The 16429-nt window shown below is 38.5% G+C and carries 13 protein-coding genes; 1 reads left to right on the top strand and 12 read right to left on the bottom strand.

Annotation, left to right across the window (positions count from 1 at the left end; all coding sequences use genetic code 11):
• Positions 1 to 3 precede the first annotated feature (3 nt).
• From wecB to QM382_RS07700, 12 genes are all read right to left on the bottom strand, one after another.
• Positions 4 to 1092 carry a non-hydrolyzing UDP-N-acetylglucosamine 2-epimerase gene (gene wecB / locus QM382_RS07755; RefSeq protein ID WP_414272939.1) on the bottom strand — a complete coding sequence of 363 codons (1089 nt, stop codon included), beginning with the start codon at positions 1090 to 1092 and terminating at the stop codon, positions 4 to 6.
• The gene (locus tag QM382_RS07750; protein WP_195184121.1) at positions 1089 to 2174 is read right to left on the bottom strand and encodes a glycosyltransferase family 4 protein; all 1086 of its coding nucleotides are present in this window, start codon (positions 2172 to 2174) and stop codon (positions 1089 to 1091) included. Before QM382_RS07750 ends, wecB begins: the two co-directional genes overlap by 4 nt.
• Complete coding sequence (locus QM382_RS07745; RefSeq protein ID WP_195184138.1) at positions 2149 to 2871, bottom strand: WecB/TagA/CpsF family glycosyltransferase; 723 nt, start codon at positions 2869 to 2871, stop codon at positions 2149 to 2151. Before QM382_RS07745 ends, QM382_RS07750 begins: the two co-directional genes overlap by 26 nt.
• A 19-nt stretch (positions 2872 to 2890) precedes the next feature.
• The gene (locus QM382_RS07740) at positions 2891 to 3676 is read right to left on the bottom strand and encodes a LicD family protein (protein WP_195184122.1); all 786 of its coding nucleotides are present in this window, start codon (positions 3674 to 3676) and stop codon (positions 2891 to 2893) included.
• A 4-nt stretch (positions 3677 to 3680) separates the two neighbouring features.
• Positions 3681 to 5051, bottom strand: a complete 1371-nt coding sequence (locus QM382_RS07735) for a sugar transferase (protein WP_195184123.1) — start codon at positions 5049 to 5051, stop codon at positions 3681 to 3683.
• Positions 5052 to 5073: 22 nt separating this feature from the next.
• Positions 5074 to 5766: a tyrosine-protein kinase gene (locus tag QM382_RS07730; RefSeq protein WP_024056818.1), complete on the bottom strand. Its 693-nt coding sequence runs from the start codon at positions 5764 to 5766 to the stop codon at positions 5074 to 5076.
• Between the two features lie 10 nt (positions 5767 to 5776).
• Positions 5777 to 6469 carry a capsular polysaccharide biosynthesis protein gene (locus tag QM382_RS07725; protein ID WP_195184124.1) on the bottom strand — a complete coding sequence of 231 codons (693 nt, stop codon included), beginning with the start codon at positions 6467 to 6469 and terminating at the stop codon, positions 5777 to 5779.
• Positions 6470 to 6477: 8 nt separating this feature from the next.
• Positions 6478 to 7209, bottom strand: coding sequence for a capsular polysaccharide biosynthesis protein Cps4B (gene cps4B, locus QM382_RS07720; protein ID WP_414272938.1), 732 nt, complete (start codon positions 7207 to 7209; stop codon positions 6478 to 6480).
• A gap of 1 nt (position 7210) precedes the next feature.
• Entirely contained in the window at positions 7211 to 8659 is a 1449-nt protein-coding gene (locus tag QM382_RS07715) for an LCP family protein (protein WP_414272937.1), read from the bottom strand.
• Positions 8660 to 8854: 195 nt separating this feature from the next.
• Positions 8855 to 10813 carry a peptide ABC transporter substrate-binding protein gene (locus QM382_RS07710; RefSeq protein WP_414272936.1) on the bottom strand — a complete coding sequence of 653 codons (1959 nt, stop codon included), beginning with the start codon at positions 10811 to 10813 and terminating at the stop codon, positions 8855 to 8857.
• Positions 10814 to 10973: 160 nt separating this feature from the next.
• Positions 10974 to 12941 (bottom strand): peptide ABC transporter substrate-binding protein, encoded by a 1968-nt coding sequence (locus QM382_RS07705; RefSeq protein WP_414272935.1) that lies wholly within the window; start codon positions 12939 to 12941, stop codon positions 10974 to 10976.
• Positions 12942 to 13109: 168 nt separating this feature from the next.
• Positions 13110 to 14720 (bottom strand): glycoside hydrolase family 13 protein, encoded by a 1611-nt coding sequence (locus QM382_RS07700; protein ID WP_414272934.1) that lies wholly within the window; start codon positions 14718 to 14720, stop codon positions 13110 to 13112.
• A gap of 149 nt (positions 14721 to 14869) precedes the next feature.
• Here QM382_RS07700 and QM382_RS07695 point away from each other — a divergent pair, with 149 nt between their 5' ends.
• Entirely contained in the window at positions 14870 to 16354 is a 1485-nt protein-coding gene (locus QM382_RS07695) for a DUF1846 domain-containing protein (protein ID WP_049496042.1), read from the top strand.
• Positions 16355 to 16429: the final 75 nt, after the last annotated feature.

Genomic DNA, 16429 nt, shown 5'->3' with positions numbered 1-16429 from the left:
TCCCTATCCTTCCAAAATAATATCGACGATTCTTTCACAAGCTTTTCCATCTCCGTATGGGTTGCTAGCCTTACTCATCTTGTTATATTCTGTTTGGTTTTCTAAAAGAAGTTTAAAATTAGAGTAAATATTTTCTTCGTCCGTACCCACTAATTTCAATGTTCCAGCAGCAATCCCCTCCGGACGCTCTGTTGTATCTCGCATGACTAAAACAGGCTTCCCTAAGGATGGAGCCTCTTCCTGCACACCACCAGAATCTGTTAAAATCATGTAGCTTTGGTTCATGAAATTATGGAAATCGATGACTTCTAAAGGTTCAATAATTTTCATGCGTTCATTATCCCCAAATACTTTACTGGCCAACTCTCGAACCTTAGGGTTTTTATGAATTGGGTATACAACCTTAACATCTTCAAATTCATTTAAAATACGGTTAACAGCATTAAACATATGCTCCATTGGTTGCCCAAGATTTTCACGTCTGTGAGCTGTCAACATAATCAACTTACTGTCCTTAGCCCATTCTAAAATTGGGTGGTCATAATTTTCCTGGACAGTTGTCTTCAAAGCATCAATAACGGTATTACCTGTTACAAAAATATTCTCTCTTCCTTCTTTTAGCAGATTTTCCTTTGCAACTTCTGTCGGGGCGAAATTATAATCTGCAATAATGGAAGTGGTTTGGCGGTTGAATTCTTCAGGGAACGGACTTTGAAGATTATAAGTTCGCAAACCTGCTTCCACATGCCCAACCTTGATACCCATATAAAATGCAGCTAAAGCCGTAGCAAAAGTCGTAGTTGTATCACCGTGAACAAGAACGATATCAGGATTTTCTTGTTCAAGCACAGCTTGAATCTTATCTAGAATACTAGTCGTAATTGTAAAGAGAGTTTGATTGGCCTTCATAATCCCCAAATCATAATCTGGAACGACCTTAAAGACATCTAAAACTTGCTCCAGCATTTCCTTATGTTGTCCAGTTACACAGACAATAGTCTTGATTGAATCATTTTCCTTCAACTCATTTACTAACGGACACATTTTGATTGCTTCTGGACGTGTCCCAAAAACCAACATTACTTTTTTCATTTTGGTTCTCCCTGTATTTCTCTATACAATGCTCGATAGTTTTCCAAAAACATAGGATAACTAAATCTGTTTTCATAGTCTTTTTTTGCTTGGCTAGCAAGTTCCTGTCTTAGTGTTGCATCTGTAGCTAATTTATCAATAGCAGATGCTAGAGCAGCAGGGTCTTTTGCTGGGACTAAAACCCCATTTTTATTTGTTACAACTTCGTTTAATCCCGGTATATCCGTCGCAACTAAGGTTTTACTATTCATAAATGCCTCAATGGCAACTAAACCAAATCCTTCAAAGACTGAAGGCAAAACACAAAAATCAAAACTATTGATACATTCGACGATATCCTTGCGATATCCTAAAAAAATTACCGAATCTTGAAGATTTAGTTCTTTAACCTTGTTTTCCAACTCTTCTCGAAGCTCACCTTCACCAACGATAAATAATCGAATATCCTTAATAGTCAGTAAAGACATAGCATCAAGGAGATAAGTCAAGCCTTTTTGCTCAGATAACCTAGCAATACAGCCAAGTTTAATCCCACCATAACTGATAATCTCATCGACCTGGTCATCCGTTTCTTTTAAAACGACTCCATTATAAATAACCCTGCTATCAGTAATACCTACATCTTCTTTTAAGTTTTTATTTACAGCTTCTCCCACTGCCACACTTTTAGCATTTTTTAAAGCAAATCCATATAGAGGCAGTTTATCTTTAAAGACATTGTGGGCTGTATAAACGTGTATCAATTTTGGATGAACAAGTTTTAATAAACGGATATAAAAAGCAGCCATCCGATGATGAGTGTGGACTATTGTTATCCCTTTTTGTTTGATAATCTGGTGAATACTAAAGAGTAGCTTTAATACCGTCACAGGATTTTTGCTATCGATATCTAAAATTTTATGATGTTGAATCCCTTGAGCAGCCAGTTCGCTCTCCCAAAGCCCACCCGTAGATGCGACATGAACACTGTCAAACTCATCTTTTAAATCTGAGCTCAACTGGTAAACAATACGCTCTGCACCACCTATATCCATGGTACGCGAAATATGTAAAATACTATTTTTTCGATTTTCGTTTTTCATCTAAAACTCGCTTAATAAAAGTGGCATTCCCTACAAAATAACGTTTAAAGAGGCGTCTAGGTTCATTTGCCACGCGGAACAGCCACTCAAGATGCGCATTTTGCATCCATAAAGGAGCTCGTTTAATATGGCCAGATAAAACGTCAAAACTACCTCCGACTCCCATAAAGACAGAATTAACACCTTGATCCATAAATTTTTGAATGATGTATTCTTTCTTAGGAGAGGTGATCCCAACAAAAACAAAATCAGGATTTTTCTCACGAATGTCTTCTTGAATGCCATATTCATCTTCTTCAGAAAAATAACCATTGCGATGTCCAAGAACTCGTAAATTCGGATAATCTTTCTTAAAGATTTCCAACATATCTATTAAAACTTCTTCCTTGGCACCAAAAAAATAAACCGAATATGACTTTTCATTGGCTAAATGGAGCAACTTTTGCATCAAATCAATCCCAGCGACTCTCTCAGGAACTTGATAACCCAAAAAACGGGAAGCTAGAACAACTGAAGCACCATCTGCATTAATGATTTCAGAATCGTTCACTATCTTTTTAATCGATTCATCTGTTTGGCATTGATTAATTTTATCTGCATTCACTCCCATTAGGTGGAGTGGACGTTGTTCAAGAACAAATTTTTCAACGGCTTGGACAGTTTCGTCCATTGTTAAGGGGTCAATTCTGACCCCCATTAAATCAAAACTATTCAATTCAATCTCCCCACGTAGACTCAAAATGACCCTTACGCTCAGCTTCTTTTGGCAGTTGCATGTAATCACCGTATATTTTTGTCAAATATTCATCGGGATTTGCATGACAACTTATTTGTAAACTTTCAAATTCTAGTAATTGCGGTTCCCCAAACACTTCTTTTCTTGCGAGTTCACGTTCTCGATAGGAACCCAAGACATTCCCGACCATAGTACTAGTCTCGTAATCATATTGTTTGATGATACTTTGCAATTTTTTATTAATTTTTGAAGTGTTTAAAAGTTTATTTAATTTTAAACTTTTTGAAACTTTTACAATCGCATTTTCGAACGAGCCTCTATCTCTCTCATGTATACGATCGATAACAGAAATTTTAGATAAAGCACGATAGAATTTTATTTTATTCGTATGCAACCAGTAATGGATTCCGTCTTCTGGGTAACCATCTAAGGGAAAGATATCAATAAAAGGACTACACCATTCATTACCAAATTGAATTTGGATTGAAGTATCCATAATCGAAGTATTACCTAGATTATCATCGTGAAGTCTTAAAATAACACTTTCAGGAAGCTCTTGTTCACAAATTGTCAAGAATTTTTCATAATCTTTTCTAGGCATTCCTAAATCCATATCATCATCCCATGGGATAAATCCTTTATGACGAATGGCACCGAGTAATGTCCCACCCAAGGCGTAATAACGCAAATCATGTCTTTTACAAAGATCGATATAACTTTCTAAAAGTGTTAACTCTCCTAATTGAATTTCTCTCACTTTATTCATAGAATCATTTCGCTCCATCTCTCATCAACACTACTTTTACTGTTTTTAATAAAATTTCGAAGTCTTTCCAAATTGTCCAATCATCGATATAAGCTACATCTAGTTTGACAACATCGTCAAAGTTGGTAATTCCACTTCTACCACTAATTTGCCATAGCCCAGTAATGCCTGGTTTAAAACTCAATCGGCGTTTTTGTTCAGGTGTGTATTTTTCGTATTCATCAACCGTTGGAGGGCGAGTCCCTACTAAGCTCATGTCCCCAATCAGTACGTTCCAAAACTGTGGCAACTCGTCAATACTAGTTTTACGTATAAAGCGTCCAATTTCTGTAACTCGAGGATCATTATCCATTTTAAACATACCACCTTGCATGGTATTTTGATCCATCAATTGTTGCTTGATTTCTTCCGCATCTACCCTCATAGATCGGAACTTATAAAAAGTGAAATAGCGACCATTTTTACCGACTCGGGTTTGAGAAAAGATTGCTGGTCCACCATCTTTTCGAATCATTGGAACAAGGACTATACTTACAAGTCCACAAATGATTAGCCCAACAATTGCTCCTAAAATATCAATGATTCGTTTGGCAATAATATGACTCGGTTTATATAAGTTTGTAGAAAAAGTTACTACATTTAAACCAGCCATCTCATGAATTTGCTTATTTCTACCTAAATTTTTATCAAAGGCATTTAGATTGACTGTAACATCAATTCCCATTGTTTCAAATTGTGAAATAATGCTACCGATATCATAATCCTCACTAGGTAGGTTTACAAATACTTCGTCTACTACCTCATGAGTTGCATAATTAATGAGGTTTTCTCGAGGAATAACCGTTACTTTACTGTGTTTAAAATCCGGTTTATCTAGTACACTTACAGCAACAAGTTTTCCGCCAACATCACTTGCAGTCAACAAGCGGTCTATCACTTTCTCAATTCGAGATGTCGCAGTAATCAAAATGATTTTACGACTTCCCTTTAAATTATGGTTAAAATGGACCCAATATTTTTTGATAACAAAACTCAGAAAATAATTAAACACTCCGTACAAAGACAGGAAGTAAATCATACCCCTTCTAGAAATCACAAATTGATTTTTCAGAAAAAAACTAGAAAAACTAATCAGCAATGCAAAAAAGATGATGTATTTTACTATTTCTATCAATTCGGCGGATTGACTACGTTTAAAAAAATCCTTACCGTAGCCACTGATATAGAAGGCTGCAAAATGAAGAAAATACAGAACAAAAACCGTTTTTGCAACAATTTCTGTTTCAGATACAGAGATTAGTATATAAGCTAATATACTGACCAGTATACTCTGTATAAACGCTAGAGTTACGTTGTAGAAACCCCTTCCTTCCATTTTTTTCTCCCTTATTACCTACTTATTTCTTTCCGTAGGAACCGTAGTTCCCATATGATCCGTAAGAACCATATTTTTCAAGCTGAATATTAAATTTATTCAGAATAACTCCTAAGAATGGTGTTCCTGTTTGCTCTAACTGATCTTTCGCTTTTTGAACTTCTCTCCGTTTTGTTGCAGAAGCTTCAGTCACCAGGATAGAGGCATCACATTTTTGTACGATAATAGCCGCATCAATGACAACTCCTATAGGGGCTGTATCTACAATGATATAGTCAAAATATTTGCGTAAAGTCTCAATCATCGCTTCAAATTTTTCACTTTGAAGAAGAGCAGTTGGGTTTGGTGAGACAGCACCTGATTGAATGACAAACAAGTTTTCTACGTTTGTTTCACACAAACCATGAGATAGATCTTTGGTTCCTGATAAGTAGTCTGTCAAACCTGTAATTTTTTCTCGAGACTTAAAGACACCTGACATGACTGAATTACGAATATCGGCATCAATAAGGAGCGTCTTGTAGCCTGCACGCGCGAAAGCCCAAGCTATATTGGTTGAAGTGGTCGACTTCCCTTCTCCAGGTCTAACCGACGAAAGGGCAATCACTTTGAGGCCATCTCCACTCAACTGGATGTTGGTCCGTAGTGCGTTATAATACTCCTCAGCTTTTTTTACAGAGTGTAATCGTTGTTCTGATAATTCTAACTTTGCCATATTTCCCTCTTTACTTTAATTTCTCAAGATTTGGAATAACACCTAAAAGCGAGAGGTGCATCACTTCTTCGATATCTTCTGGACGCTTCACTCGATCATCCAACAATTCAACTAAAAGCACGATAACCGTTACGAATCCTACGCCTGCTATAGTGGCCATCATTGTATTGCGACGAATATTTGGTGAAGATGGCGATGTCGCTGGTCTTGCTTCCTCAAGTGTGGTTACATCCGACACTCTTGTTACAGAAATGATTTTCTGAGCAGCTACTTCTCTAAGTGCATTGGCGATACGACTCGCTTCCTCAGGTTTCCCATCTCGAACTGAGATTGATACGATACGCGTATCTGCAGGGACTGTTACTGAAACTTTTCTTCCAAGAGTTTTGGCATCCATAGCTAAGCTTTGATCAGCCACCACTTTTTCAAGAACATCCTGAGAAAGAATGATCTCACGGTAGTCTTTTACCAAGTATGAACCTGCCTGCAAGTCTTGGTTGGTCAAACCTGGCTTATCTGCTTGGTTACGATTGACTACGTAGATACGAGTGGTACTAGTATACTGTGGCTGGATCACAAATGAGCTATAAGCAAAAGCTACTAGGCCTGCTATTATTGCAGTTAAGACGATGAGGAATTTACGTTTCCAAAGCACTTTTACCAATTGAAATACATCAATTTCAAATTTTTCTTGTTCTTTCATCATTTCTCCTAAATTAGTTGGTCATTTATAATGTTTGATGGGTTTGTTTCAAAAAGTTCACGAGCTTTTTCTGCTCCGTATTTTTTAGCAATAAGCTCATAAGCTTCTTTCATATAAGGCGGACGATTATCCAGATTATGCATATCGCTAGCCACTACATGAACTAAGTCCTTGTCCAAGAAATACCTAGCACGTTTTTTCATAAACTTATAGGTATCTCCAAAAAGGCGAGGTTTTAAAACACTCGAACTATTAATCTGCATATAGCAACCCATATTGATGAGTTCCCTTACCTTTTTTTCATCATTTTCTAAAGCGTGATAACGCTCAATATGAGCAACCACAGGCGTAATCCCTAACATGAGAACTTTTGTCAAGGCGCTATGAATATCTCTATAGGGAGTATTCATACTAAATTCAATCAAGGCAAAGCGTGTGTCATTAAGCCTTGGAATTAAATCTTTTTCTAACTTTTCCAAAGCATCACTAGAAAAATAAATCTCAGCTCCGTACACGATATTCAAATCCGGTGCAATTTCTTGAGCCAACTGTTTGACTTCGCTAAAATTAGCTGCAATTTTATCTTCTGGTGTTTCAAACATCCCTTTTCGACGATGAGAGGTCGAAACAATGGTTCGAACACCTTGTGCATAGGCTTCCTCAAGAAGAGCCTTGCTCTCAGCTTTATTTTTAGGCCCATCGTCAACATCGAAAACAATATGTGAATGAATATCAATCATCTTATTTTCCTTCCATGGTATCTTTAATGGCCGTTTTAACAGCTTCCAAGCTTGTTGGATCGATTTCTAACATGTAAAGATTGCTATCTGGCATGGCGTAAGACGGAAGACCCATACGTCCAGTCCCTTTCAGATCTTGATTGGTAACGGTATATTTTCCACCGCTTGCCAACTGAGTATTGACAAGACTAACCATTGTTTCTGGTGGCATATTAGTCTGAATCGAATCCTGCAAGCTTTGAATAATGCTGTCATAGTTTTTCAGAGATTCCGCTGAAGTCAATTTCTGGATAATAGCCGCAATGACTTTTTGTTGATTACGACCGCGATCACCGTCACCATTAGCAAGCGAATAGCGTTCACGAACAAATCCCAAAGCTTGCTCAGAATCTAAATGAACATTGCCAACTGGGAAATGGTATTGTCCGTGACGCGATGTGAACTCTTGGTCGTTATAGACATCCACGCCTCCGAGAAGGTCAATCAACTTCAAGAAAGAAGTGAAATTGAGACGGGCATAGTAGTTCAAGTCGATACCATAAAGATTTTCTAAGGTATGGATAGAAGCATCTACGCCATAGATACCCGCATGCGTCAACTTATCGTTTTGGTTGTTTCCACCATCTGCAATAGGGACATAGGCATCTCGAGGAGTTGTCGTCAAGAGAATCTTCTTGGTATCTTGATTCACTGTCATGATGATATTGACATCTGAGCGCGAAACAGAACTGATAGGACCATAGGTATCAATCCCGCTGATGTAGACATTGAAAGAATTTCCTGTAGCTACCTTAGGCGCTTCCACTTTCTTGGTCAAGTCCTTGGTATATATTTTCTTGATCTTTTTAGCGTGGTCGGGATATTCCTGCTCAATCAGATTTTCAAAAACACCGTTTAAGACGATTGCTTTGGTTTCTCCATCTAACAAACTCTTATAGGCTGCTAAATAAGAAGAAGCTTCCTCAACTGTCAATTCCTTGCTTTGAGTTGTTTTAATGTCATCTATCAATTTTTGAATATTCTCAGCATCTGTTCCTGTTGGAGCAGTTACACTGGAAAGCTGAGAAACATTATTGATTTCACTGTCTGCTAGCACCGCCACACTCATAGTGTAGCTTGAATAATTTGACGTTGCATTAAATTGATTGGCAATACCGATAAAGCGATTTACAGCTACCAAAGCTAGAGAGCTAAATAAGACCGATAGCAATAGCACTATCAAGGTAAAAATTTTGGCTTTTCGCTTGACTATCAGCAACAGAGACAATAAAGCGATAAGAACTAAAACAGCTGCCAAGATAACATTAAAATAGCTAACTGCTAAAATCTGATATCTAAAAATCAGAAACAATAAAAAAGAAGCAAGAACAGCATAGATTAGCAGCAAACCTACATTTAAACTCTGCTGAAACTTACTAGATTTACCTTTTTTAATACGCCTATTTTTCATGGAACACCTCTTCAAAACATTTTAATTTAATTATATCATAAATTGCCTCTTAAGGCTATCAATACTAGTCAAGGGAGCGCTTACTTTTTTGAAAGCATTTGCATTTTTTATATTTACTATAGTTTTTGATGCTTTTTATGTTTTCAAAACACAATCAAAATAAAAAATAGAGCTTTTGAAAAGCTCTATTTTTTATTATTTAACGTGACTTTCGAATTCTTTTTGACTCTTTTCGACTGAATTTTTACGTTCTTGTTCCCATTTGGCTTTGGCTTCGTCAAATTGAGCAGTTGTCACCACTTCTGTTTGCAATCTCATATACTTGTAGTTGCTTCCAGTTCCTTTAATACCAACTAATGAGTAAGCACGTGTAAATGGTGTCACGCGTGTCACCGAAGCCCCACCACCATTTGACACAACTGGGATTAGAAGAGAACTATCAATCAACCAAGCTTGTGCATCTGCATAGTTTTCATAGCGTTTAGCAACATCTGTATTTTCTGCATCTGCTGTTTTTAATTTTTGAGTATATTGGTCCAAACCTAGACTAGTAATCTTACCTGCATCTTTGCTTGGATCAAGTCCCAAAATCTTGAGGTAGAATCCGTCCTCAGCGTTGAAAGGATTGAGGTAAGTTGAAGGATCTTGGTAGTCAGCTGACCATCCATCCAAGTTCAAATCATAATCATGATCTGCTGGAGTTGGTGCTTGAACCGTTGCATTTGTATAATCATCCGTAGACAATTGGATAACATCAACCACAACATTTTCAGAACCAAGTGTTGATTCGATTGATTGCTTGATTGAGTTTGTTCCTGCAAGCAAGGTCTTATTAACTTGATCCACTGGCAAGTCCAAATGAATTGGGAAAGTTACACCTTGGTCTTCTAATTCTTTTTTAGCCTCTGCAAACTGAGCTTGTGCTTTTTCTTTATTGAAGTAGCCGTCTTGAGCATCTTCAAGATTCATATTTGACCATTGTGTGCCATAGTTGACCAATTTTGAAGCAACTGTTTCACCAAAAGTCTTGTCACCTACTTGCACGAAAGTTGGTGGCACAAGCGTGTTACGAAGAGTATTTTTAGCCGCTTCTTCACCGTTTGATTGAGCTGAGTATGCTGTACGGTCAATAGCAAAGTTGATGGCCTGACGGAAGTTTTTATTCAAAACTGCAGCTTGAGTTGCCTGTTTTTGATCGTCGCTTGTTTTCGCAGTGTGGTTATAAGCACCACGGTTAACGTTAAAGTTGTAGTACCAAGATGTCGCATCTTGCAAGCTATAGACGATGTTGTCCTTGTATTTTTCCTTGGTCTTCGCAAAGTTCGAACTGTTTGGATAAACACCTGCAGATGAGTAGGCACCACTTTCGAAGTTACGGATTGTCAAGTCTTGGTCTGAACCGTCAAAGTATGCCAATTTTACCTTTTCAATCGTTACTTTTTCTTGATCATAATAATGTGGATTCTTCACATACTCAATAGATGACTTAGATGTAAAATCTCTTAACAAATATGGTCCGCTATAAAGAATGCTATCAGGTTTCAATGTTCCGAAGTCTTTACCTTTAGAAGCTAGGAATTCTTCATTAACTGGGAAGAGGATGCTATTAGTTGTTTTAGAGTTCCAGAATGGTTCTGGACGTGTCAAAGTATATTGGACAGTGTAATCATCTATAGCTTTAACACCAACATTTGAAAAGTCAGTATTAGCACCTGTTACATAATCATCCAAACCCTTGATAGAGTTCTGAATCAAATCGAGAGCTTGCCCCTTGTTGTCAGCAGCGTATTTGATACCAGTTACAAAGTCTTGTGCTTTAAGGGGAGCGTATTCTTCACCGTCAGCTGTAAACCACTTGGCATCCTGACGAAGTTTGTAGGTATAAGTTAAACCATCCTTCGAAACACTCCAATCTTCTGCAAGGGCAGGAATGAGATTCCCATAATTGTCATTTTCAAGCAAACCATCTACTAAGTTGGTAATCACACTAGTATTGTCACCAGAATAATCCAAAAGGTAGTTGAAGGTTGTTGGATCTGCACCAAATGTTGACGAGTAGGTTTTAGCATCTGTTGCGGATTTCCCACATGCAGTCAATAAGACCGCAGCAGCAAGTGTCAATCCCGCTCCAATCAATCGTTTTTTAAGTTTCATGATTCAACTTCTCCTTATATGTTAGGTTTTATAACATAAGATGATTTTATCAAATTTTATCCTAAAAGTAAAGTTATTTAATTTTTTGCTACCCGTCACTAAGATGAAAAAAAGAAAGAAACCCAGCATAAAAACTGGATTTCTTTCAGTATTGTACAGATTATTTAACGTGGTTGGCTAACTCTTTTTGGTACTTGGCATTTGTTTCAATTTTCTCTTTTTGCCATTTTTTGAGTGCTTCTTCGTATTCTTTAGCGGTTACAATATCATTTTGCAACTCTAAACCTTTGAAGACAAATGGATCACCCTTGATTCCAACCTGAGAGTAGGCTTTTGTAAATGGCACTGTACGACTCACGGTCGGAGAACCACCTGAAGATGCTACGGGGATGAGAAGCGAGCTATCAGATACCCAAGCTTGTGCTTTGGCATATTTTTCATAGCGTTTGTTCAGATCGCTCGTTTCAGATGCTGCATCGTCCAAGAGTTTCTTGTATTCATCAAGTCCAACTTGAGCCAACACTTCTGGATCTTTACCTTTTGTAATACCCAAGTGTTTAAGGGCAGATCCCTTCTTAGCATCTAGGATATTGAGATAGGTAGCTGGGTCTTGATAGTCTGGTCCCCAACCAGTTCCGTTCAAATCGTAGTCTTTTTGAGAAGGAACCTTGGCTTGAGAAGTAATACTCATTTTCTCATTATCAGTCATTTGAAGTACATCGATGACGACATTTTCACTTCCAAGTGCTGCTTCGATAGACTGTTTAAGAGAGTTGGTTTGCTGTACAGCGATGACATCTGTTTGCTCAACTGGAATATCCAAGTGAATAGGGAAGGTTACACCCTTGGCTTGCAATTCTGATTTTGCTTTTTCAAAGGCAGCTTTTGCTTTTGTTGGATTGTAAAGAGTATCCTTACCATCTGTCAACGCTACATCTTTCCACTGGTCTCCGTATGTTACCAATTGCTCTTGAGCCAGTTCACCGAAGGTCTTTTCACCAACCTGAACAAAGTCATAAGGTACAAGACTGGTACGGATAATCTTGTCTGCACCCTCTTCACCATTCATCTGCGCAGAGTATGAATGACGGTCAAGGGCAAAGTTGATTGCCTGGCGGAAGTTTTTATTGAGAAGTGCTTCTTTTGTAGAAGTCTTTTGCGCTTCGTCTGTCTTGGCTGTTTTATTGTAAGACTGACGATTTACGTTGAAAGTAAAGTAATAGCTAGTCGCTTCTTGCGGGCTATAAACAATTTTATCGCCGTATTCTTTCTTAGTTGAATCAAAGCTTGAACTAGTTGGGAAAAGGCGTGCTGTTGTATAGGCCCCTGATGCAAAGCTACGAATCAATGATTCTTGGTCAGATCCATCGTAGAAAGTAAGCTTGACGTGGTCAATCTTAACATTGTCTTTGTCCCAATAATTTGGGTTCTTTTCGTACTCAATGACTGATTTTGAAGTGAAGTTCTTCAAAATATATGGCCCATTATAGAGAATCCCTGAAGGTGCAGCTGCACCATAATCTTTACCTTGTGAATTTAAGAACTCTTCATTGACTGGGAGCATAGTCGCTGTTGTTACCTTGGAATTCCAGAAGCTTTCTGGTTGATTCAAGGTATATTGAACAGTGTAGTCGTCAACTGCTTTGACACCGACAGTCGAGAAGTCATTTGTTTCACCGCTAACGTACTCTGCCAAACCTTTGATAGAGTCTTGGATAAGTGTAAGGCCATCTGACTTACCATCAGCAGCATGCTTCAAACCAGTCACAAAGTCTTGAGCCTTGACCTCGGCGTACTCTTCACCTTCAGAAGTATACCATTTGACACCTTTGCGTAGCTTGTAGGTATAGGTCAAACCATCCTGTGAAACCGACCAATCTTCAGCAAGAGATGGAATCAAGTTCCCGTATTTGTCATTTTCCAAGAGTCCGTCGATCAGGTTAGCGATGACGTCTGATGTCGAACTTTTACTAGTTACGCTATAGTCCAATGTTGTTGGATCAATGGCATATACATATGAAAATGTTGTAGGAGCATCTGCTTTTTTCTCAGTCTTGCTACAAGCTGCTAAAAGAAGAGCTGCACTCATCGTTATCCCTGCTACTGCAAGCAACTTTTTCGATTTCATCGGTATTCTCCTTTAAAATACTATTTTTCACCATTATACCCTATTTTTTTATAAAAGCAAGGGTTTTCATGCAATTTTTTAGAAAATTCAAAATAATATTTTTTTAAGAAATTTCTACACTTATTTTAGAAAAAACTCAAGCATCTTGGACACTTGAGTTTTTTAGGTTTAATTGGCCAATTCGACACAGAATGCATCCCAAGGAGCTAGTGTTAGTTGCTCGAGCTTTTCTTGAACCTCGGTGTTAGCAACTAAGATTGATTTGAGAACCCCATTAAATTGAAATTCTTGTTCTTGATTTGAGAGGTTAGCTACTACTAGGAAACGACGTTCCCCGTCCTTGCGAATATAGGCAAAGACTTTCTCAGCCGTTTCTAATAATTCAAAGTCAGCTTGAACTAGCCAGCTGTTTTCTTTGCGAATCTGAACTAATTTTTGATAAGTATAGAAGATGGAATCTGGATTTGCTAAAGCCTCTTCTACATTAATTTTCGCATAGTTTGGATTGACTCCTAACCATGGTTTCGCGCTTGAAAAGCCAGCATAGTCTGTAGTATCCCACTGCATTGGGGTACGCGCATTATCGCGTCCAATTACACGAATGCTATCTATAATTTGCTCTAGCGGTACACCTTGTTCTAGCGCTTCTTTGGCATAGTTGATAGATTCAATATCTTCTACTTGCTCCAAGTTTTCAAATGGGAAATTGGTCATGCCAATTTCTTCGCCTTGATAAATATAAGGTGTTCCTCTCATGAGATGAAGCAAGATTGCATACGCTTTAGCAGATTTTTCGCGGTATTCTCGGTCATTTCCCCAGATAGAGACGATTCGTGGAAGGTCATGGTTATTCCAGAAAAGGGAATTCCAGCCATCCTCAACTCCTAACTCTGTCTGCCACTTGTTGAAAATCTCTTTTAATTTCCCTACATTTAGCTCTTTTTGGTAGTGCCACTTAGGTTGTCCTTCCTGATACTGAAGACAGATATGTTCAAATTGGAAGACCATAGACAACTCTTGACCTTCTGGATTCGAATATTTCTTGGCCTCTTCTGGATTTGCTCCCCAAGTCTCCCCTACTGTCAAAAGGTCTTTGCCGCCGAAAGTAGCCTGATTCATTTCCTTAAGGTAGGGATGAAGCATGGGGCCATTGTTGACAACCTTCTGGTCAGGTATCTTCCCAATCATGTCAATAACGTCCATACGGAATCCACCAATCCCTTTATCAATCCAGAAATTCATCATCTCATAGATTTCATGGCGGAGCTCTTCGTTTTCCCAGTTGAGGTCTGGTTGTTTCTTACTGAAAAAGTGTAGATAGTATTGACCAGATTTTTCATCATATTCCCATGCAGAACCACTAAAAGTAGAGGTTAAATCATTGGGTTTATCTCGCCAAATATAGTAGTCACGTTCGGGACTTTGAGGATTTTCACGCGCTTCAATAAACCAAGCATGCTCATCGGATGTATGATTGACAACCAAGTCCATGATGATTCGAATATCTCGTTTTTTAGCTTCAGCAATCAGCTGGTCCATGTCTTCCATGGTTCCAAAGATAGAAGCGATGTCTTGATAATTGGCAATATCATAACCATTGTCATCCATAGGGCTATCATAAACTGGTGAAAGCCAAATTGCCGTAATTCCTAGCTTAGCTAGATAGTCTAACTTGCTAGTAATTCCTGGTAAATCACCAATCCCATCTCCATTACTATCCTTGAAGCTTTTAGGGTAGACTTGATAGACAACTGCATTATGCCACCATTTTTCTTGCATATTTTCACCTCTTTTAAATTCACTTTACTCCATCATAGACTTTTTCCTCTATTTGTGCAAGCGTTTGCTTTATCTTTTTTCTTACTTTTGTGACTCTCTAGTTTCTTATCTTCTATTTTTTTTATATAATAGAAAATAGAGGTAAAAAAATGAAAAAACAAGCTTTTAGTTCTGAACAATATTTGAATCTGCAACGCGACCATATCTTGGAACGCATCAACCAATTTGACGGCAAACTCTACTTGGAGTTTGGTGGCAAGATGTTGGAGGACTTCCACGCTGCTCGTGTCCTTCCTGGATATGAGCCAGATAACAAAATCAAGCTCTTGCAAGAATTGAAAGAACAGGTCGAGGTTGTTATTGCCATTAACGCTAGCAATATCGAGCACTCAAAAGCTCGTGGAGACTTGGGCATTTCTTATGACCAAGAAGTGCTTCGTTTGATCGATAAATTCAATGAACTCGGTATCTTTGTTGGTTCAGTTGTCATTACTCAATATGCAGGCCAACCGGCAGCTGATGCCTTCCGTAATCAATTAGAGAAAAATGGGATTGACTCTTATCTTCACTACCCTATCAAGGGGTATCCGACAGATATGGATCACATCATCTCTCCTGAAGGTATGGGGAAAAACGACTATATCAAAACGAGTCGCAATTTAATTGTCGTGACTGCTCCTGGGCCTGGTTCAGGTAAGTTGGCAACTTGTATGTCCAACATGTACCACGACCAACTGAATGGTATCAAATCCGGTTATGCTAAGTTTGAAACCTTCCCAGTTTGGAATCTACCTCTCCATCATCCAGTTAACCTGGCTTATGAGGCTGCTACAGCAGACCTTGATGATGTCAATATGATTGACCCATTCCATCTCCAAACTTACGGAGAAACTACAGTCAACTACAATCGTGATATCGAGATTTTCCCTGTTCTCAAGCGTATGCTCGAACGTATCTTGGGCGAATCTCCTTATGCATCTCCAACTGACATGGGTGTAAATATGGTTGGTTTTGCAATCACTGATAACGACGCTGCAATTGAAGCATCAAAACAAGAAATTATTCGTCGCTACTACCAAACAGTTCTCGACTTCAAGGCTGAGAAAGTTGCTGAGTCTGCTGTCAAGAAAATCGAACTTCTCATGAATGATCTTGGCATCACACCAGCTGACCGTAAGGTTGCTGTTGCTGCTCGACAAAAAGCTGAAGAAACAGATGGGCCCGCTCTAGCACTTGAGTTACCTTCTGGTGAAATTGTCACTGGTAAGAATTCAGAACTCTTTGGTCCGACAGCTGCAGCCGTGATCAATGCTATCAAGAAGTCAGCGAACATCGATGCCGAAACAAAATTAATTGAACCAGAAGTTGTGAAACCAATCCAAGGTTTGAAAATCAATCACTTAGGTAGTCGCAATCCACGTCTTCATTCTAATGAGATTCTTATCGCTCTTGCAATCACAGCTATGCAGAATCCTGATGCTGATCGCGCTATGAAAGAACTCGGAAACCTCAAGGGAAGCGAAGCTCATTCTACGATTATCTTAACAGATGAAGACAAGAACGTTCTCCGTAAATTGGGAATTAACGTAACCTTTGATCCATACTACCAATACGACCGTTTATATCGTAAATAGATTGAAGACTCGTAAGAACTTCATATCAAGCATCACCCCTCCTCGATAGATTTCGAATCTCTCTTAAGGGGTGAC

Source organism: Streptococcus infantis (assembly GCF_047465185.1).
In the GTDB taxonomy this organism is placed as follows: Bacteria; Bacillota; Bacilli; order Lactobacillales; family Streptococcaceae; genus Streptococcus; species Streptococcus infantis_O.
The sequence above is the reverse complement of the archived record's forward strand: the minus strand, read 5'-3'. Positions and strand labels throughout refer to the sequence as shown.